The 17,153-nt window shown below is 69.5% G+C and carries 20 protein-coding genes; 11 read left to right on the forward strand and 9 right to left on the reverse strand.

The genetic code is table 11. The annotated features are described in order from the left end of the window. Positions 1-8 precede the first annotated feature (8 nt). Positions 9-422, forward strand: a complete 414-nt coding sequence (locus tag OG870_RS30930; protein WP_266521358.1) for a YciI family protein — start codon at positions 9-11, stop codon at positions 420-422. 10 nt (positions 423-432) lie between these two features. Then, entirely contained in the window at positions 433-1,653 is a 1,221-nt protein-coding gene (locus OG870_RS30935; protein WP_266843983.1) for an RNA polymerase sigma factor, read from the forward strand. Between the two features lie 304 nt (positions 1,654-1,957). Here OG870_RS30935 and OG870_RS30940 read toward each other — a convergent pair whose 3' ends face one another. Both OG870_RS30940 and OG870_RS30945 read right to left on the reverse strand, forming a co-directional pair. Continuing rightward, positions 1,958-2,365 (reverse strand): VOC family protein, encoded by a 408-nt coding sequence (locus OG870_RS30940; RefSeq protein ID WP_266843981.1) that lies wholly within the window; start codon positions 2,363-2,365, stop codon positions 1,958-1,960. Between the two features lie 27 nt (positions 2,366-2,392). Continuing rightward, complete coding sequence (locus OG870_RS30945; protein ID WP_266521366.1) at positions 2,393-2,785, reverse strand: helix-turn-helix transcriptional regulator; 393 nt, start codon at positions 2,783-2,785, stop codon at positions 2,393-2,395. Positions 2,786-2,887: 102 nt separating this feature from the next. Here OG870_RS30945 and OG870_RS30950 point away from each other — a divergent pair, with 102 nt between their 5' ends. The 3 genes from OG870_RS30950 to ppk2 are packed head-to-tail and all read left to right on the forward strand — an operon-like array spanning position 2,888 to position 5,248. Next, entirely contained in the window at positions 2,888-4,042 is a 1,155-nt protein-coding gene (locus OG870_RS30950; protein WP_266521368.1) for an inorganic phosphate transporter, read from the forward strand. Positions 4,043-4,061: 19 nt separating this feature from the next. Then, the gene (locus OG870_RS30955; RefSeq protein ID WP_266843978.1) at positions 4,062-4,331 is read left to right on the forward strand and encodes a hypothetical protein; all 270 of its coding nucleotides are present in this window, start codon (positions 4,062-4,064) and stop codon (positions 4,329-4,331) included. 14 nt (positions 4,332-4,345) lie between these two features. Continuing rightward, on the forward strand, positions 4,346-5,248 hold the full coding sequence (ppk2, locus tag OG870_RS30960; RefSeq protein ID WP_405624801.1) for a polyphosphate kinase 2: 903 nt from the start codon (positions 4,346-4,348) through the stop codon (positions 5,246-5,248). A gap of 173 nt (positions 5,249-5,421) precedes the next feature. Here ppk2 and sodN read toward each other — a convergent pair whose 3' ends face one another. Then, a complete protein-coding gene (sodN, locus tag OG870_RS30965; RefSeq protein WP_005480378.1) occupies positions 5,422-5,817 on the reverse strand; it encodes a superoxide dismutase, Ni in 396 nt (131 codons plus the stop codon). A gap of 145 nt (positions 5,818-5,962) precedes the next feature. Between sodN and sodX the strand changes: the two genes are divergently transcribed. Next, on the forward strand, positions 5,963-6,397 hold the full coding sequence (gene sodX / locus OG870_RS30970; RefSeq protein ID WP_266592485.1) for a nickel-type superoxide dismutase maturation protease: 435 nt from the start codon (positions 5,963-5,965) through the stop codon (positions 6,395-6,397). Here sodX and OG870_RS30975 read toward each other — a convergent pair. Next, positions 6,301-6,930, reverse strand: a complete 630-nt coding sequence (locus OG870_RS30975) for a CGNR zinc finger domain-containing protein (protein WP_266589862.1) — start codon at positions 6,928-6,930, stop codon at positions 6,301-6,303. The two genes, sodX and OG870_RS30975, sit on opposite strands and share 97 nt — an antisense overlap. 100 nt (positions 6,931-7,030) lie before the next feature. Here OG870_RS30975 and OG870_RS30980 point away from each other — a divergent pair, with 100 nt between their 5' ends. Beyond that, a complete protein-coding gene (locus tag OG870_RS30980; protein ID WP_266589864.1) occupies positions 7,031-7,804 on the forward strand; it encodes a class I SAM-dependent methyltransferase in 774 nt (257 codons plus the stop codon). 170 nt (positions 7,805-7,974) lie between these two features. On the opposite strand, the gene OG870_RS30985 is transcribed toward OG870_RS30980, so the two are convergent. The 3 genes from OG870_RS30985 to OG870_RS30995 are packed head-to-tail and all read right to left on the reverse strand — an operon-like array spanning position 7,975 to position 10,708. Next, positions 7,975-8,781, reverse strand: coding sequence for an amino acid ABC transporter ATP-binding protein (locus tag OG870_RS30985; protein ID WP_323178456.1), 807 nt, complete (start codon positions 8,779-8,781; stop codon positions 7,975-7,977). Then, positions 8,778-9,716 (reverse strand): amino acid ABC transporter permease, encoded by a 939-nt coding sequence (locus tag OG870_RS30990; protein ID WP_266521422.1) that lies wholly within the window; start codon positions 9,714-9,716, stop codon positions 8,778-8,780. Before OG870_RS30990 ends, OG870_RS30985 begins: the two co-directional genes overlap by 4 nt. A 32-nt stretch (positions 9,717-9,748) precedes the next feature. After that, positions 9,749-10,708 carry an ABC transporter substrate-binding protein gene (locus tag OG870_RS30995; RefSeq protein ID WP_266521424.1) on the reverse strand — a complete coding sequence of 320 codons (960 nt, stop codon included), beginning with the start codon at positions 10,706-10,708 and terminating at the stop codon, positions 9,749-9,751. 574 nt (positions 10,709-11,282) lie between these two features. Between OG870_RS30995 and OG870_RS31000 the strand changes: the two genes are divergently transcribed. The 4 genes from OG870_RS31000 to OG870_RS31015 all read left to right on the forward strand — a co-directional run bounded on the left by OG870_RS31000 (position 11,283) and on the right by OG870_RS31015 (position 14,640). Then, positions 11,283-12,506, forward strand: coding sequence for an NAD(P)-dependent malic enzyme (locus tag OG870_RS31000; protein ID WP_266521426.1), 1,224 nt, complete (start codon positions 11,283-11,285; stop codon positions 12,504-12,506). 278 nt (positions 12,507-12,784) lie between these two features. Continuing rightward, positions 12,785-13,750 (forward strand): zinc-binding dehydrogenase, encoded by a 966-nt coding sequence (locus tag OG870_RS31005; RefSeq protein ID WP_266843975.1) that lies wholly within the window; start codon positions 12,785-12,787, stop codon positions 13,748-13,750. 114 nt (positions 13,751-13,864) lie between these two features. Then, entirely contained in the window at positions 13,865-14,074 is a 210-nt protein-coding gene (locus OG870_RS31010; RefSeq protein WP_016437953.1) for a helix-turn-helix domain-containing protein, read from the forward strand. Beyond that, positions 14,074-14,640 carry a Clp protease N-terminal domain-containing protein gene (locus OG870_RS31015; RefSeq protein ID WP_266843974.1) on the forward strand — a complete coding sequence of 189 codons (567 nt, stop codon included), beginning with the start codon at positions 14,074-14,076 and terminating at the stop codon, positions 14,638-14,640. The genes OG870_RS31010 and OG870_RS31015 overlap by 1 nt, the downstream gene beginning before the upstream one ends. A gap of 261 nt (positions 14,641-14,901) precedes the next feature. On the opposite strand, the gene OG870_RS31020 is transcribed toward OG870_RS31015, so the two are convergent. Together OG870_RS31020 and OG870_RS31025 are read right to left on the reverse strand one after the other, a co-directional pair. Continuing rightward, complete coding sequence (locus tag OG870_RS31020) at positions 14,902-15,963, reverse strand: PadR family transcriptional regulator (RefSeq protein WP_266589872.1); 1,062 nt, start codon at positions 15,961-15,963, stop codon at positions 14,902-14,904. A 1-nt stretch (position 15,964) separates the two neighbouring features. Beyond that, complete coding sequence (locus OG870_RS31025; protein WP_266843972.1) at positions 15,965-16,990, reverse strand: DUF4097 family beta strand repeat-containing protein; 1,026 nt, start codon at positions 16,988-16,990, stop codon at positions 15,965-15,967. Positions 16,991-17,153 lie beyond the last annotated feature (163 nt).

Consider the following 17,153-nt stretch of genomic DNA (forward strand, 5'->3'; position numbering starts at 1 on the left):
GCAGAGTCATGAAGTACCTGGTCATGGTGCAGTGCACGCAGGCGGACTACGAGGGCATGAGCGGCAAGGCCAACGCGCACTCCCCGGCCTGGAGCCAGGAGGACGTCCAGGCCATGTACGCCTTCATGGGCGCCGTCAACAACGACCTCGCCGAGAGCGGCGAGCTGGTCGACGCGCAGGGCCTGACCGAGCCGGCGAAGACCCGGCTGGTCGGCCTGGGTGACGACGGCAAGAGCGTGATCACCGACGGCCCGTACGGCGAGACCAAGGAGCTGCTGGCCGGCTACTGGGTCCTGGACTGCGCGAGCCTGGAGCGCGTCACGGAGATCGCCGAGCGCATCATCCAGTGCCCCCAGCCCGCCGGGGCGGCCGACTACCCCGTGGTGATCCGGCCCATCGACAGCGGCTCCGCGGACGTCTGAGCACAGCCGCATGGGCCGAGCCGCCGAGGTCGAGGACCTGCTGCGCCGGAATGCGCCGCAGGTCCTCGGCGCGCTGGTGCGCCGGTACGGGCACTTCGACGCCGCCGAGGACGCCGTACAGGAGGCGCTGCTGGCGGCGGCCGACCAGTGGCCCACGGCGGGAGTGCCGGACAACCCGCGCGGCTGGTTGATCAAGGTGGCCTCGCGGCGGCTGACCGACGCGCTGCGGTCGGAGGAGGCGCGACGGGCCAGGGAGGAGAGGGTGGTGGCGCTGACTCCGCGCGACGCGTTCACCGCTCCGCCACCGGGAGTGGACCGGGCGCCCCGCGAGGATGACACCCTCACGCTGCTCTTCCTGTGCTGCCACCCGGACCTCACCCCGCCCGCCCAGATCGCGCTCACCCTGCGTGCGGTCGGCGGTCTGACGACGGCGGAGATCGCCCGCGCGTATCTGGTCCCGGAGACGACGATGGCGCAGCGCATCAGCCGGGCCAAGCAGAAGGTGCGGGGGGTGCGCTTCGGGCGGCCGGAGAGCTGGCAGAACCGTCTGCCCGCCGTTCTGCACACGCTCTACCTGATCTTCAACGAGGGCTATACGGCGACGTCGGGCGCGGTGCTGCAGCGGCGCGAACTGGCCGGCGAGGCGATCCGGCTGACCCGTACCGTCCACCGGCTGCTGCCCGACGACGGAGAAGTGGCCGGTCTGCTGGCCCTGATGCTGCTCACCGACGCCCGCCGCGCGGCACGCACCGGCCCGCACGGCGAACTCGTGCGCCTCGACGAACAGGACCGCGACCGCTGGGACAAGGCCGCGATCGAGGAGGGCGTCGCGCTGGTCACCCGGGCACTGTCCCGGGGCGGCGCGGGCCCCTACCAGGTGCGCGCCGCCATCGCCGCCGTACACGACGAGTCGCCGTCCGCGGAGGCGACCGACTGGCAGGAGATCCTCGGTCTGTACGAGGTGCTGGTCCGCCTGGTCCCGGGTCCCGTCGAACGCCTCAACCGCACCGTGGCCGTCGCCATGGTGGACGGTCCGGAGGCAGGGCTCGCCGAACTCGACCTGCTGGAACCGCAGTTGGGACACCGCCTCGACGCGGTCCGCGGCCACCTCCTGGAGCGCGCGGGCGCCCACGAACAAGCCCGCCGCGCCTACGAGTCCGCGGCAGCGGCGACCCTGAGCCTGCCCGAACAGCGCTATCTCCAGGGGCGGGCGGCACGGCTGAGGCCGTAACCTGGGCCCATGACCGGTGAGTTGGGGGGAACGCGCCGCCGAATGTGGCGCTGGGCCGTGCTGGTGTGGGCGACCGCCGTGGCCGTCGGGGGAGGGCTCACCCTGTGGCTGCAGGACTCCATGCAACCGCGGCCGCCGGCTGTCCGGGAGCAGGAATCCCCCGCCGAACCGGCCGCCCCGCTACTGAAGGCCACCGCCTGCCCGAGGGGGCCACGGGCTTCGTGTGCGTGGACGCGTGGGCGACTCCTTGAGAGTCGGCGTATGAGCCTCGGCCGGTCCGGGGGGCGCGTCTCGGCCCGCGGGTTCACCGTTCCATGAACCGCAGCATGTTCCCCGCCGGATCCCGGAACGCGCAGTCCCGGACCCCGTACGGCATGTCCGTCGGCTCCTGGATCACCTCGGCGCCCGATTCCTGGACGCGGGCGAAGAGGGCGTCGCAGTTCGCGGTGGTGAAGTTGACGCCGCGCAGCATGCCCTTGGCCAGCAGCTGCTCCATCGCATCCCGGTCGGCGGGGGAGAGGTCGGGGTTCGCCGCGGGCGGTTCGAGGACGATCGACACGTCCGGTTGCAGCGGCGACCCGACGGTCACCCACCGCATGCCCTCGTACTTGACGTCGTTGCGGATCTCCAGGCCCAGGACGTCGCAGTAGAAGGCGATCGCCTTGTCGTGGTCGTCGACGGCGATGAAACAGTTGTTCAGTTTCAGGTCCATGCATCCAACCTAAGGTCATGAGCGGCGCTACGCCCGGGTCGGGCGCGTGTACGCCCGCGCCACGCAGGGCGGGATCGCCGCGCTCTCCTCGTGCGAGCGAGCCCGGTAGGAGCTCGGCGTCTCGCCGACCAGCTCGGTGAAGCGGGCGCTGAAGGAGCCGAGGGAGGAGCAGCCCACCGCCATGCAGACCTCCGTCACGGTCATGTCGCCGCGGCGCAGGAGGGCCTTGGCCCGTTCGACCCGGCGGGTCATGAGGTAGCCGTACGGTGTCTCGCCGTAGGCCTCCCGGAAGCTGCGCTGGAAGTGGCCCGGCGACATCAGCGCGGTGCGGGCGAGGGCGGGGACGTCGAGGGGTTCGGCGTACTCGCGGTCCATGCGGTCGCGTGCCTTGCGCAGCCGTACCAGATCCTCACGGTTCACCACGTCAGCATCGCACGATCCACACCGTCCGGGTGCTTGGTTCTGGAGCGTGCTTCACCTCATGTTCGCCTGCTGTATGAAAGCGCTTGTTCCCCTAAGGCGATGGACCACATCACGTTCCTCGTGGCGGTCGTCATCGTCACGGCACTGGCCTTCGACTTCACCAACGGATTTCACGACACCGCAAACGCGATGGCCACCTCCATCGCCACCGGCGCCCTCAAACCCAAGACAGCGGTGCTCATCAGCGGAGTTCTCAACATCGGCGGTGCGTTCCTGTCCACCGAGGTCGCCAAGACGATCTCCGGCGGCATCGTGGACGACACCCTCGTCAGCCCGGGGATGATCTTCGCGGGGCTGGTCGGGGCGATTCTGTGGAACCTGCTGACCTGGCTGGTCGGGCTGCCGTCCAGTTCCTCGCACGCCCTGTTCGGCGGGCTCATCGGCGCGGTGTGGGTCGGCGCGGGCTCCAACGGCGTGCACTTCGACAAGGTGGTCGACAAGGTACTGATCCCCGCCGTGGCCTCGCCGATCGTGGCCGGCGTCGCCGCCCTGATCGCCACCTACCTCGCCTACAAGCTCACCGCCCGCGGCCGCAGGGACTCGGTCACCAAGGGCTTCCGGCTCGGCCAGATCGCCTCCGCCTCGCTGGTCTCGCTCGCCCACGGCACCAATGACGCGCAGAAGACCATGGGCATCATCACGCTGACCCTGATCTCGGCGGGCGCGCTCGGCCACGACGCCGGCCCGCCGGTGTGGGTGATCGGTTCGGCCGGTCTCGCCATCGGCCTCGGCACGTACATCGGCGGCTGGCGGATCATCCGCACGATGGGCAAGGGCCTGACGGAGATCCAGTCCCCGCAGGGCTTCGCCGCCGAGACCGCCTCCACGACCGTCATCCTCACCTCCGCGCACCTCGGCTTCGCCCTGTCCACCACGCAGGTCGCCTCGGGCTCCATCCTCGGCGCGGGCCTCGGCCGGCGCCTGGCGGAAGTGCGCTGGGGCGTCGCCGGCCGCATGGTCGCCGCCTGGCTGATCACGCTGCCCGCCGCCGCGCTGGTCGGAGGCGTCTCCGCGAGCGTCGTCAAGCACGGCGGCAATCTCGGCACCGTCGTCGTCGCCCTGGTCGGTGCCGCCGTCGCCGCGGGCATCGTCGTCGTCTCGCGCCGCAACCCGGTGCACGCCGACAACGTCAACGACCACCACGAGGTGGCCATCCGCACCGAGCCGCCGGCCAGCGTCGGCACGGCCGCCTGAGACACGGAGAGTTCGCATCATGAACATCGACTGGAGCGCACTCGGCCAGGTCACCGGGGTGAGCATCGGCGCCACCGTCGCCGTGGTCGTCGTCTTCGCCCTCGGCGTACTCGGCGTCGCCCGATTCGAAGGGGCACGGGAAGATGGCGGTGGGACCGGCGGTGGGACCGGCGGTGGGATCGGTGGCGGGGTCTCGTCCCTCGGTCTCGCCCAGGCCGGCCTGTGCTTCCTTGCCTGCGCCGCCGTGGTGGCGTACGGGATCTACCTCATCGTGCCGCAGTTCCACTGACATCCGGAGCAAGGATGACCATGCCGCCCCTGCTGTCCGAGTCGGCCGACCTGACGGTCGACTACACCGACCCCGACGACCCCGTACTCATCCGCCCGGACGGAAGCCCGATCGACACCTGGCGGGAGAACTACCCGTACGCGCAGCGTATGGAGCGCAAGGAGTACGACTGGCACAAGCGGCTCCAGCAGATCGAACTGCTGAAGCTGCAGAGTTGGATAAAGGAGACCGGGCGCCGGCTCGTCATCGTCTTCGAGGGGCGTGACGCGGCCGGCAAGGGCGGCACCATCAAACGCTTCACGGAGCACCTCAACCCGCGCGGCGCACGGGTGGTCGCGCTGGAGAAGCCGACGGAGCGCGAGAGCGGCCAGTGGTACTTCCAGCGCTACGTCGAGCACCTTCCGACCGCGGGCGAGATCGTGCTGTTCGACCGGTCCTGGTACAACCGGGCGGGCGTCGAGCGGGTCATGGGCTTCTGCTCGGACGACGAGTACCGGCGCTTCATGCGCCAGACGCCGCTGTTCGAGCGGATGCTCGCGGACGACGGCGTAGACCTGCTGAAGTTCTGGTTCTCCGTCTCGCAGGGCGAGCAGCGCACCCGATTCACCATCCGCCAGGTCGACCCCGTACGGCAGTGGAAGCTCAGCCCGATGGACCTGGCCTCGCTGGACCGCTGGGACGACTACACCGCCGCCAAGGTCGCCATGTTCCGTGAGACGGACACCGAGCACGCGCCCTGGACAGTGGTGAAGAGCAACGACAAGAAGCGGGCCCGCGTCGAGGCCATGCGCAGCGTGCTGGCCCGCTTCGACTACTCCGACAAGGACGAGGAGGTCGTCGGCAGCCCCGATCCACGGATCGTGGGCGCGGCGCCGGGCCTGCTGGAGGCGGGAGAGGACGACGACGACGGCCGTTAGGAACGTCCGCCGTCAGGAAAGCCGAAGCCGTCAGCAACGTCGAAGGGGTCAGGAACGCCGAAGGGGTCAGGAACGCTGAAGGGGTCCGGCCGGTTGCCCGGTCGGACCCCTTCGGTGTGCCCGTGGACCTGCGATGGTGCACCGATCGCCGGTCCTCGCGAACGGGGCGTTCGTCAGGCCTTCTTGGTCTCCCAGAAGATCTTGTCGATCTGGGCGATGTAGTCCAGGGCCTTCTGACCCGTGGCCGGGTCGGTGGACGCCTTGGCGGCCGAGAGGGCCTTCAGGGCGTCGTTGACCAGCTGGTGCAGCTCCGGGTACTTCTCGAAGTGCGGGGGCTTGAAGTAGTCGCTCCAGAGCACCGAGACGTGGTGCTTCGCGAGCTCGGCGCGCTGCTCCTTGATGACGGTGGCGCGCGCCTGGAAGTGCGGGTCGTCGTTGGCGGCCATCTTGTCCTGCACGGCCTTCACCGACTCCGCCTCGATGCGGGCCTGGGCCGGGTCGTACACACCGCAGGGCAGGTCGCAGTGTGCGCTGACCTTGACCTTGGGGGCAAACAGGCGGGAAAGCATGGAGCGTTCCTTCCTCGTGATCGTCTTCTCAGGTGCGACATTACTCCCTGGGGGAGGCGTTTTCGCGAGTGCCCCCATGGGCTTAGGACAAAAGTCCGGGGTCAGACTGAGACTGGTGGAGGAACGTACCGGGGAGGTGCCGGGTATGCCGGAGCTGTCGCAGGAGATCGAGCGTGGGCGGGCGCTGCTGCCCTTCGGGACGGCCGAGGTGACCGGCCCGTCCATGGTGCCCACGCTCCACCACGGGGACCTTCTCGTGGTGCAGTACGGGGCTCGGGTCAGGCCCGGTGACGTGGTCGTCCTGAGGCATCCGTTCCAGCAGGACCTGCTGGTCGTCAAGCGTGCGACGGAGCGCCGCGAGGGCGGCTGGTGGGTGCTCGGCGACAACGCCTACGCGGGCGGCGACAGCACGGACTACGGGACCGTACCGGAGGAGCTGGTGCTGGGCCGGGTGCGCTTTCGGTACCGGCCGCTCAGGGCGGATCAGCGCTCGCCGTTCGCGCTCGCGCGCTGGGCGCTGTCGGCCGCCAGGCCCGTCTTCCCGGACCGGTCGGCCTCCAGGCGCTTGCGGGCGCGGTAGGCGGCCACGTTGGCGCGGGTCGCGCATCGGTCGGAGCAGTAGCGCCGGGAGCGGTTCGTCGACGTGTCCAGGTAGGCGTTGCGGCACGGCGCCGCCTCGCACAGGCCCAGACGGTCGACGCCGTACTCCGTCAGATGGAACGCCAGGCCCATCGCCGCGATGGCCGCGAAGCCCGCGGTGGCGTTCGACGGGTGGTCCGCCAGGTGCATGTGCCACAGCGGGCGGCCGTCGTCGTCCCGGTGGTCATGGCCCGAGATCTGCGGGCTCACCGGGAACTCCAGCAGCAGCGAGTTGAGCAGGTCGACCGCGAGCGTCTCGTCCCCCTTGTCCGCCGCCTCGAAGACCGCGCGCAGCCGGGCCCGGACCGAGCGGAAGCGGGTGACGTCGGCGTCGGTGGCGCGCCGGGCCGCCGACGCGTTGGCGCCGAACAGCTCGCGGACGGCCCCGACCGAGGTCAGGGAGTCGTTGCCCCGCGTCGGCTCCTCCGTGTTGACGAGTCGCACGGCGTAGTCGGAGTAATAGGCCAGTTCCACTTGTAGTCCTTACAGAGGAGCTCTATGGTCGTGTGCGGGAGGAGGTAACGGCTGCCTAACCTCCCAGGGTATTACGCGACGGACGGGAGAAGGGGACTCCATGAACGCCACGACCCAAACCGGTGCGGCGCGCACCGACTGGCAGGCCTGGCAGAAGAGCTGGGACCGACAGCAGGAGTGGTACATGCCGGACCGCGAGGAGCGGTTCCGGATCATGCTCGACATGGTCGAGGCCTGTGTCGGGCCCGAGCCGCGCATCCTGGATCTCGCCTGCGGCACCGGCAGCATCACGGCGCGGCTGCTGAGCCGCTTTCCGGAGGCCGTCAGCACCGGCGTCGACCTCGACCCGGCCCTGCTCGCCATCGCCCGCGGCACCTTCGAGGGGGACGACCGGGTCACCTTCGTCGAGGCCGACCTCAAGGACCCCGACTGGCCCGCACGGCTGCCGTACGACACGTACGACGCGGTACTCACCGCCACGGCCCTCCACTGGCTGCACAGCGACCCACTCGCCGCCCTCTACGGCCGGATCGCGGAACTCGTCCGCCACGGCGGCGTCTTCATGAACGCCGACCACATGATCGACGAGACCACGCCCAGGATCAACGCGGCGGAACGCACCCAGCGGCACGCCCGCATGGATCAGGCCATGCGCGACGGCGCCCTGGACTGGGCGGAGTGGTGGCAGGCGGCGGCGAAGGATCCCGCCCTCGGCGAGCCCACCGCCCGCCGCTTCGAGATCTATGGCGAGCATGCCGACGGGGACATGCCGTCCGTGCAGTGGCACGCGCGCGTGCTGCGCGAGAAGGGGTTCGGGGAGGCACGGGCGGTGTGGTGCTCGCCGTCGGACACGCTGGTCCTGGCCCTGAAGTGAGATAGCCGTGCCGATGCGGTATGGCGCCTTCCGGGGGACGTGCCGTGCACGCGAAGCCGCTCCGCGAGCGTCAGGGGTGGGAGGCAAAGGAGCAGTGCGATGCAAAGGGCCGGTGCGGAAGGGAGATTCCCTTCCGCACCGGCCCTTTGCCGATCCCTACCAGGTCCAGGTCAGAGAACCTTCGACAGGAACGACTGCGTCCGCTCGTGCTGAGGGTTCGTCAGGACGTCGCGCGGGTGGCCGGATTCGACCACCACGCCGCCGTCCATGAAGACCAGGCTGTCGCCGACCTCGCGGGCGAAGCCCATCTCGTGAGTGACGACGATCATCGTCATGCCGGACTCGGCCAGGTCGCGCATGACGTCGAGGACGTCGCCGACCAGCTCCGGGTCGAGGGCCGAGGTCGGCTCGTCGAAGAGCATCAGCTTCGGGTCCATGGCGAGCGCCCGGGCGATCGCGACGCGCTGCTGCTGGCCGCCGGAGAGCTGCGAGGGGTAGCCGGCGGCCTTGTCGGCGAGGCCGACCCGCTCCAGCAACTGATGGGCGCGCTCCCGGGCCTGGGACCGGCTGACACCCTTGACCTGGACCGGGGCCTCCATGACGTTCTCCACGGCCGTCATGTGCGGGAACAGGTTGAAGCGCTGGAAGACCATGCCGATGTCCCGGCGCTTGACCGCGACCTCGCTGTCCTTCAGCTCGTACAGCTTGTCGCCCTTCTGGCGATAGCCGACCAGTTCCCCGTCGACCGACAGCCGCCCGGCGTTGATCTTCTCCAGGTGGTTGATGCACCGGAGGAAAGTCGACTTGCCGGAGCCGGAGGGGCCGATGAGGCAGAAGACCTCGCCGGACCTCACCTCCAGGTCGATGCCACTGAGGACCTCAAGGGGGCCGAAGGACTTGTGGACGCCCTCCGCCTTGACCATCGGGATGCTGGAGTCGCGCACGGGCGCGTCCGTCTTGCTGAGCTTGTCGGTCATGCCGTGCCTCCCTTCGGACGGCCGATGGACAGCAGGTTCTTCCTGATCCTCTGCCACGGTGTGGGCGGCAGGCTGCGGCTGGAGCCGCGGGCGTAGTACCGCTCGATGTAGTACTGCCCGACGCTCAGGACCGAGGTGAGGATCAGGTACCAGGCGGCGGCCAGGAACAGCATCTCCACCGGGGCGCCGGAGGTCTGCCCGATGTCCTGGGCATAGCGCAGGAGTTCGGGATACTGCACTGCCGAGACCAGCGAGGTGGTCTTCAGCATGTTGATGACCTCGTTGCCCGTGGGCGGCACGATCACGCGCATGGCCTGCGGGATGACGATGCGTCGCAGGGTCTTGCCGTGGCTCATGCCGAGGGCGTGCGACGCCTCCGTCTGTCCTTCGTCGACCGAGAGCAGGCCGGCACGGCAGATCTCGGCCATGTACGCGGCCTCGTTGAGACCGAGGCCGAGCAGCGCCGTCAGGAACGGCGTCATGAAGTCCGACCAGTAGTTCTTGTAGATCGGACCGAGGTTGATGTACTCGAAGACCAGACCCAGGTTGAACCAGACGAACAGCTGGACCAGGACCGGGGTACCGCGGAAGAACCAGATGTAGAACCACGCGATGGACGAGGTCACCGGGTTCTTCGACAGGCGCATGACGGCGAGCAGGACGCCGCCGGCGATGCCGATCACCATCGAGGTCACCGTCAGGAGCATCGTCTGGCCGACGCCCTTGAGGATGCGGCTGTCGAAGAAGTAGTCCGGAACGGCACCCCAGTTGATCTTGCCCTGGGCGAACGCGTAGATGATCGCGACCAGGACCCCGATCGCGATCACGGCGGAGACGTACCGCCCGTAGTGCCGGACCGGGATGGCCTTGATGGCCTCCGGTCCGGCCGGGGGAGTGTCCTCGGGGCCCGCCGTCTTGTCGATGTCAGCAGTCACGGGTATTGCCTTTCAGTGGCCGCGGGCCGCGGTCACTTGCCGCCGTTGACGGTGGCTGCCTTGACGGAGCCATCGGCGACGCCCCACTTCTGGATGATCTTGTCGTACTCGCCGCTCTTGATGATCGCGTCGAGCGCGGCCTTCAGGGCGTCCCGCAGCTGGGTGCTGCTCTTGGCGACCGCGATGCCGTACGGGGCGGCCTCGACCTGGTCGCCGACGATCTGGAAGTCCTTGCCGCCGCCGGAGGTCTTCACGGCGTACGCGGCGACCGGGAAGTCCGAGGAGCCGGCGTTGACGCCGCCCGCGCGGACGCGGGTCTGGGCCTGCTGGTCGTTGTCGAAGGACTCGATGGCGAGCTTCTTGCCGGCCGGGCACTTCTTGGCCTCGGCCTTGGCGAGGTCCTCGGAGACCGTGCCGCGCTGCACCGCGATCTTCTTGCCGCACAGGTCGGACCACGACTTGATGCCCTGGTCGTCGCCCTTCTTGGTGTAGATCGAGACACCGGCGTTGAAGTAGTCGACGAAGTCGACGCCCTCGCCGACCTTCTTGCCGGTCTCGGAGTCGATGCCCTCCTGGCGGTCCTTGGTGTCGGTCATCGCGGACATGGCGATGTCGTACCGCTTGGAGCGCAGACCCGTGATCAGGGTGTCGAAGGTGCCGTTCTGGAAGTCGAACTTGACGCCGAGCTGCTTGCCCATGGCGGCCGCGAGGTCGGGGTCGATGCCGGCCGTGTTGCCGGAGCTGTCCTTGAACTCGACCGGCGCGTACGCGATGTCCGAACCGACCTTGATGACACCCGCGTCGCGGATCGAGGCCGGCAGCTTGTCGGCCAGCGGCGCCGTGCTCGTCGACGCGCTGCTGCTGGCCGAGTCCTTGTTCTTGGTCTGGTCACCGCAACCGGTGAGGATCAGGGCGCCTGCGACCGCGATCGCACCGACCGCGGCCAGACGGGTGCGTGCGGCGGTCGTACGACGGGTGGAGCTTGCGGTCATTTTGGGTTCCTCCGGCGGATGGGTGGAGTTGCCGATGAGTCGACGAGAGCACACACCTTCGGGTGTCGCGACCTCGTGTGTTTACGGCATCTTGCCATTCGGACTAAGCCGTTCAGACGACCCGCCATGTCAAAATCGGATAACGGGTGCCCCCCGAAACGCACCAGGTTGGTACAACCTGGCCGGATCATCTGCGGGAATCCTCCATTCCGGCCGGAGGATCTTCGGCCCGTCGCGTGATACGGGACGTGTACTCCGAGGCATTGATCACTGTTCGACCGCTGGTCAAGGGTTCGTCGAGGACGTGTCCCCATATTTCGTGACGATCCTTGTCACCGGGACGTGACCTTCCGGTTCCACGGTGTGACCTTGGACTTATTGGACTCGTCTCGGCCCAGTGCGTCCGGTAAGAAGGTTCTTTACACCCCTCATCCGGGGCTCAGGGCGCGTGTGCGGCGCGCCCGTCGCGTACGGCCCGTACGCATCACCGAAACCGGGCCGGACGCGGTGCCCGCCCACCCCTCACCAGGAGTGGCCACCCTCAACCAAATGAAGACTTAAGGGGTAAAACAAAGTGGCAGCGGAGATCGTCAATCCTCGCAGCGACAGCAAAACGGATCAGGACGGCGGGGCCGAGCCCCTCGATTCCTTCGATCCCGCGTTCGCGCTGCACCGCGGCGGCAAGATGGCTGTGCAGGCCACCGTGCCGGTCCGTGACAAGGACGACCTGTCCCTCGCATACACACCGGGCGTCGCGCGGGTGTGCACCGCGATCGCCGAGCAGCCGGCACTCGTCCACGACTACACGTGGAAGTCGTCCGTGGTGGCCGTGGTCACCGATGGCACGGCCGTGCTCGGGCTCGGGGACATCGGCCCCGAGGCCTCCCTTCCGGTGATGGAAGGCAAGGCGATTCTGTTCAAGCAGTTCGGCGGCGTGGACGCCGTGCCGATCGCGCTCGCCTGCACGGACGTCGACGAGATCGTCGAGACCGTGGTGCGGCTCGCCCCGTCCTTCGGCGGCGTCAACCTGGAGGACATCTCGGCACCGCGGTGCTTCGAGATCGAGCGCAAGCTCCAGGAGCGGGTCGACATCCCGGTCTTCCACGACGACCAGCACGGCACGGCGGTCGTGACGCTGGCGGCCCTGCGCAACGCCGCGCGGCTCACCGGGAAGGGGCTCGCCGATCTGCGGGCCGTCATCTCCGGCGCCGGTGCGGCCGGTGTCGCCATCGCCAAGATGCTGGTCGAGGCCGGCATCGGCGATGTCGCCGTCGCGGACCGCAAGGGCGTCGTCTCGGCCGACCGGGAAGACCTCACGCCGGTCAAGCGTGAGCTCGCCGGGTTCACGAACAAGGCGGGGATCACCGGGTCGCTGGAGGCGGCGCTCGAGGGCGCCGACGTCTTCATCGGCGTTTCCGGCGGTACGGTCGCGGAGGAGGCCGTCGCCTCGATGGCCGAGGGCGCGTTCGTGTTCGCCATGGCCAACCCGAACCCCGAGGTGCACCCCGACGTCGCGCACAAGTACGCGGCGGTCGTGGCGACCGGGCGGTCGGACTTCCCGAACCAGATCAACAACGTGCTGGCGTTCCCGGGCATCTTCGCCGGTGCGCTGCAGGTGCGGGCCTCCCGGATCACCGAGGGCATGAAGATCGCGGCGGCCGAGGCGCTGGCGGGGGTCGTCGGCGACGACCTCGCCGCGGACTACGTCATTCCGTCGCCCTTCGACGAGCGGGTCGCTCCGGCGGTCACGGCGGCCGTTGCGGCGGCCGCCCGGGCCGAAGGTGTTGCACGGCGCTGACTCTCCGCGTCGGCTGAATGGCCCCGTCCGTTCGGGCGGGGCCATTTCTTTGCCCACTCGCCCGCCCGTTCGGGTGGACGAGGCGTGGACGGCGCCTGTGCGGGTTCGCCGCCGGACGGGCTGCCATGCGCCGGGGACGGGGACGGGGACGGGCACGGGCACGGGCACGGGGCACGGGGACGGGTCGGGATGCCGCAGCGCCAACCCTGTGACAAGAGGGTGTGTGTCACAGCGCCTCCCGGTTCCGTCGAGGCAGGGCGCCGCCTATGGTCAACTTCATGTTCGCCGTCTACGCCGCCCGAATCGACCGCGACCAGCCGCTCAACGGCCTTGAACTGGGGGACCGTCCGGCTCCCCAGGCCCGGTCCGGCTGGAGTGTCGTCAACGTCAGGGCCGCCTCCCTCAACCACCACGACCTCTGGTCCCTCAAGGGCGTGGGTCTGCCCGAGGACAAACTGCCGATGATCCTCGGCTGCGACGCCGCCGGCGTCGACGAGGACGGCAACGAGGTCGTCCTGCACTCCGTGATCGGACAGAGCGGTCACGGAGTCGGCCCCAAGGAACCCCGTTCCATCCTCACCGAGCACTACCAGGGCACCTTCGCCGAGCAGGTCGCCGTGCCGACCTGGAACATCCTGCCCAAGCCCAAGGAGCTCTCCTTCGAGGAGGCCGCCTGTCTGCCGACGGCCTGGCTGACGGCGTACCGCATGCTCTTCACCAACGCGGGTGTACGGCCCGGCGATTCGGTCCTCGTCCAGGGCGCCGGCGGTGGTGTCGCCACCGCCGCGATCGTGCTCGGGAAGGCCGCGGGGCTGCGGGTCTTCGCCACCAGCCGCGACGAGGCCAAGCGAAAGCGCGCCGTGGAACTGGGTGCCGTCGAGGCGGTCGAGTCGGGGGCCCGGCTGCCGCAGCGGGTGGACGCCGTCATCGAGACCGTCGGCGCGGCGACCTGGTCGCACTCCGTGAAGTCGCTGAAGCCCGGCGGCACGCTCGTCATCTCCGGTGCGACGAGCGGTGACCGGCCCTCGCACGCCGAACTGACCCGCATCTTCTTCCTGGAGCTCAAGGTCGTCGGCTCCACGATGGGCACCAAGGACGAACTGGAGGACCTGCTCTCCTTCTGCGCCGCCACCGGAGTGCGCCCCGTCATCGACGAGGTGATGTCGATGGACCGGGCCCGCGAGGGCTTCGAACGGATGGCGTCCGGCGAGCAGTTCGGGAAGATCGTGCTCACCAACGGCTGAGGGCCGCGTCCGCACCTCCTGTCATCAACGGCCGACCTGGCTGCTCTCCAGGTCGGCCGTCTGCGTTTGTCAACCATGATTGACAGGGGCGGAGTGTCAATGTAAGTTGACATCATGACCGAAGCAACGGATCTCGCCGAGCGCGCGGGCGACCGCGATCCACGGGTCGGACTGCGCGCCGTCGCCGCACTGCGCAGGCTGCTGGAGCAGTTGGAGGCGGTGCAGGTGCGCAGTGCGCGCAACCAGGGCTGGTCGTGGCAGGAGATCGCCGCGGAACTCGGTGTGAGCAGGCAGGCCGTGCACAAGAAGTACGGGAGGCATTGATGTTCGAGCGGTTCACGAAGAACGCCCGCGTGGTGGTGCAGGAGGCCGTTGCGCACGCGGACGGGGCGGGAGCACCGGCCGTCGACGCCGAGCACATGCTGCTCGCGCTCCTCGACCACGAAGGCACTCGCGCCTCGTTCGCGCTCGCCTCGCTCGGGGTGGCCGGTGAACGCAAGGAGTCGGTACGGGATGCGGTGACCGAGGCCCGACGGCGGGCCGGACTGTCCCAGGCCGAGACCGACGCCCTGGCCGGGCTGGGGATCGACGTGTCGGAGATCGTCGCCCGGGTCGAGGAGGTGCACGGCGTCGGGGCCATGTCCGGCGACCGCAGGGACAAGGGCTCGTGGTCCGGGCGCCGTCCGTTCAGCCGTGCTGCCAAGCAGACCCTTGAGAAGTCGCTGCGCATCGCCGTCGCCCACGGCGACCGGCACATCGGAGACGAGCACATCCTCCTGGCCCTGACCGTCCGTCCCGGCCTGTCCACCGAACTCCTCGCCGACCATGGCGTCACGCACGAGTCGCTGACCCGGGTGCTGTACGGCAGCGGAGAAGCGAAGGCCGGCTGAGCGGGGGCGGGCGCGCACACCCGGTTCGCCCTGGAGGGCGTCGTCTCGCGTATCTGCTCCAGGGTGGGGAGAGGCCCGGCGAGGAGTGGCGGCCGGTGGCCCGACTGGACTCCTGCGCGCTGCCCCTCGGCGTCAACCTCGGTGCCGCGGGCGTCGGTTACGCCTTCCGCTCGCTGGACGGCAGGGAGGGCCTCTTCATGTGGCGGTGCCTGAGGCTTCGCCGGGCGCACCGCCACATGAAGCGGCCTCCGACGCCGTGGCTCAGACCCTCGGCCCGCGCAGTATGGCGCCGATGTGTGCCGCCGCCGTCGACAGGTGGCGACGGGCGTCGCTGAGCTGATCGTCCGTGACGCCGTGGTCGCGGGCCGCGTCGCGGATGTCGTCCCGGAAGCGGTCGAGCAGGCGGTCCAGGTCGCGGGTCGGGTCGCCGGTGGCATCCTCGTGCGCCCAGGACGGTTCGTACTCGGCGGGGAAGTCCTCCTTGGTGTGCGAGTACTCGGGCCGCGGTGCCGAGGCGCCGGCGGCGGTGCCCCGGCCGAACCCGAAGTCCTTCCCGAACTCCTTGCCGAAGTCCTTTCCGAAGTCCCCGAACTCCTTGGCCAGTTCGGTCAGGCCCTCGCGTACCCCCGTGGGCCAGTCACCCCGTGCGAAGTGGTCCTGTACCTGTTCCTGCACCCGTCGGCCGATGCGCTGAAGCTCCTCCTGCGCCTGGGCCCGGACCCGCTCCTGCGCCTCCTTGGCTTGGCGCCTGGCCCGCTGTGCCTCGTCGCGGGCCCTTCGGCTTTCGTCCTTGGCGCGCCGGGCCTGCTCCTTCCACTCCTGCTTGACGCGGCGCATCTCCTCCTTGGCGGTACGCCACGCCTCCTTGTCGGCGTAGTCGGCGAAGTCCCCCAAGGGGGCGTCCTGCTCATCGCGGCCCTTGGTGCCACCGCCGCGGCGCGCCTCGCTGGCCGCCGCCCGCATCTCGCGCCGCAGGTCACCCGCCGCGCCGCGCACATCGGCCCTGATCTCGGCGGCGAGCTCCGCGACCGACTCGCGGATCTCCAGCTCCAGGTCAGCCAACTCGCCGCTGCGGTCGGCCAGTTCGGCGCGGCCCGCCTCCGTGATGGCGTAGACCTTGCGGCCGCCCTCGGTGGTGTGGGTGACCAGGCCCTCGGCCTCCAGCTTGGCCAGACGGGGGTAGACGGTGCCCGCCGACGGTGCGTACAGCCCCTGGAAGCGCTCCTCCAGGAGGCGGATCACCTCGTAGCCGTGGCGCGGGGCCTCGTCCAGCAGCTTCAGCAGGTAGAGGCGGAGGCGGCCATGGGCGAAGACGGGGGGCATGTCAGAGCACCTTCTTGTCGGTCGTGCCGTCGGCCGGGGCGTCACTCGCACCGTCGCCCCCGCCGGAAACAGAATTGTCCCCCGAGTCGCCGTGCGGTTCGGCCGCCGGGGTGTCTGCCGGGCCGGCCTCCGCGGCCGTCTCTTCGGCCGGCGGTCGGATGTCCTCGGTGCGGATGTCCTCAAGGTCGATGTCCTCGGGTTCCACGTCCCAGGGCTCGTCCTCGGCCGGAGGCCTGCGCAGCAGGGCGATCGAGCCCGAGACGGTCGTCGCCTTCAGGCTGCCGCTGCCCGCGCCGAGCCGGCCGGTGATCCTCTTGGCGCCCCATTGGCCGCTGACCCGGAGGTCCTCGAAGGCGTTGGAGACGGAGCCGCTCGCGGTGTTCGCCTCCACCTGCGCGTCCGCCGGGTGGGGGAGCCGGATGGCGATCTCGCCCGAGACGCTGGTCAGGTTGATGTCGGTCGGACGGCCGGCCGGGTCGAGGTCGACGATCATCGAGCCGCTCACCGAGTCCGCCTTGACGGACGACCCCGCCTCGACCACGGTCAGGTCCCCGGAGACGGAGTTGAACCGGAGGTCTCCGCTGAGCGCCTGCGCCTCCACGTTCCCCGAGACGGTGTCCGCGCGGACCGGGCCGGTCAGCCTCACCAGGGTGGTGTCACCGGTGACGCCCTTGACCTCCGCGCGTCCGTCGAGCCCGGACACCACGGCCGCGGCGCCGACGACACCCACCTCGACGCGCGTGCCGGCCGGGACGGCGAGGGAGACGGCGGCGCTGCGCCGCCAGCCCTTGCGGTCGAGCCACTTGAGGAAGCCCTTCCAGGGGAGGTCCTCGTAGGCCACGGTCAGGGTGCCGCCCCGCTGGGTCACCGCCAGTGGTGGTCCCTCGATCTGGGTGACCTCGAGTCGGGAGGAACCCTCGTCGGTCCCCACCACGTTCACCGTTCCGTTGACGATGCGTACGTGGAGCTCTTGTACGGGCTCGTCGAACGTCAGTTTCCTGGGTTCCGTGACGGACCACTCGGACATGGTGCAGACCTCCCCGTCGCAACGCGCCATATCGCGTCTCCTGTAATTCACGATATATCGCGGCCGTCGAAAGTCAAGACACGTCGAGACACACGTTCTGGTGATCCGCACTTCCCGCGCCTCCCCGAAAATGACCGATGGGCGTCCCTGAAAATGACCGATG

The organism is Streptomyces sp. NBC_00461 (genome assembly GCF_036013935.1).
GTDB lineage: Bacteria > Actinomycetota > Actinomycetes > Streptomycetales > Streptomycetaceae > Streptomyces.

What these genes read in the sequence shown, in the direction of transcription:
- sodN (WP_005480378.1), bottom strand. Translation starts at nt 5,817, where the DNA reads ATGCTTTCCCGCCTGTTTGCCCCCAAGGTCAAGGTCAGCGCACACTGC.
- OG870_RS31025 (WP_266843972.1), bottom strand. Translation starts at nt 16,990, where the DNA reads ATGTCCGAGTGGTCCGTCACGGAACCCAGGAAACTGACGTTCGACGAG.
- OG870_RS30995 (WP_266521424.1), bottom strand. Translation starts at nt 10,708, where the DNA reads ATGACCGCAAGCTCCACCCGTCGTACGACCGCCGCACGCACCCGTCTG.
- OG870_RS31015 (WP_266843974.1), top strand. Translation starts at nt 14,074, where the DNA reads ATGTTCGAGCGGTTCACGAAGAACGCCCGCGTGGTGGTGCAGGAGGCC.
- OG870_RS31020 (WP_266589872.1), bottom strand. Translation starts at nt 15,963, where the DNA reads ATGCCCCCCGTCTTCGCCCATGGCCGCCTCCGCCTCTACCTGCTGAAG.
- OG870_RS30985 (WP_323178456.1), bottom strand. Translation starts at nt 8,781, where the DNA reads ATGACCGACAAGCTCAGCAAGACGGACGCGCCCGTGCGCGACTCCAGC.
- OG870_RS31010 (WP_016437953.1), top strand. Translation starts at nt 13,865, where the DNA reads ATGACCGAAGCAACGGATCTCGCCGAGCGCGCGGGCGACCGCGATCCA.
- OG870_RS30930 (WP_266521358.1), top strand. Translation starts at nt 9, where the DNA reads ATGAAGTACCTGGTCATGGTGCAGTGCACGCAGGCGGACTACGAGGGC.
- sodX (WP_266592485.1), top strand. Translation starts at nt 5,963, where the DNA reads ATGCCGGAGCTGTCGCAGGAGATCGAGCGTGGGCGGGCGCTGCTGCCC.
- OG870_RS30935 (WP_266843983.1), top strand. Translation starts at nt 433, where the DNA reads ATGGGCCGAGCCGCCGAGGTCGAGGACCTGCTGCGCCGGAATGCGCCG.
- ppk2 (WP_405624801.1), top strand. Translation starts at nt 4,346, where the DNA reads ATGACCATGCCGCCCCTGCTGTCCGAGTCGGCCGACCTGACGGTCGAC.
- OG870_RS31005 (WP_266843975.1), top strand. Translation starts at nt 12,785, where the DNA reads ATGTTCGCCGTCTACGCCGCCCGAATCGACCGCGACCAGCCGCTCAAC.
- OG870_RS30980 (WP_266589864.1), top strand. Translation starts at nt 7,031, where the DNA reads ATGAACGCCACGACCCAAACCGGTGCGGCGCGCACCGACTGGCAGGCC.
- OG870_RS30955 (WP_266843978.1), top strand. Translation starts at nt 4,062, where the DNA reads ATGAACATCGACTGGAGCGCACTCGGCCAGGTCACCGGGGTGAGCATC.
- OG870_RS30950 (WP_266521368.1), top strand. Translation starts at nt 2,888, where the DNA reads ATGGACCACATCACGTTCCTCGTGGCGGTCGTCATCGTCACGGCACTG.
- OG870_RS30940 (WP_266843981.1), bottom strand. Translation starts at nt 2,365, where the DNA reads ATGGACCTGAAACTGAACAACTGTTTCATCGCCGTCGACGACCACGAC.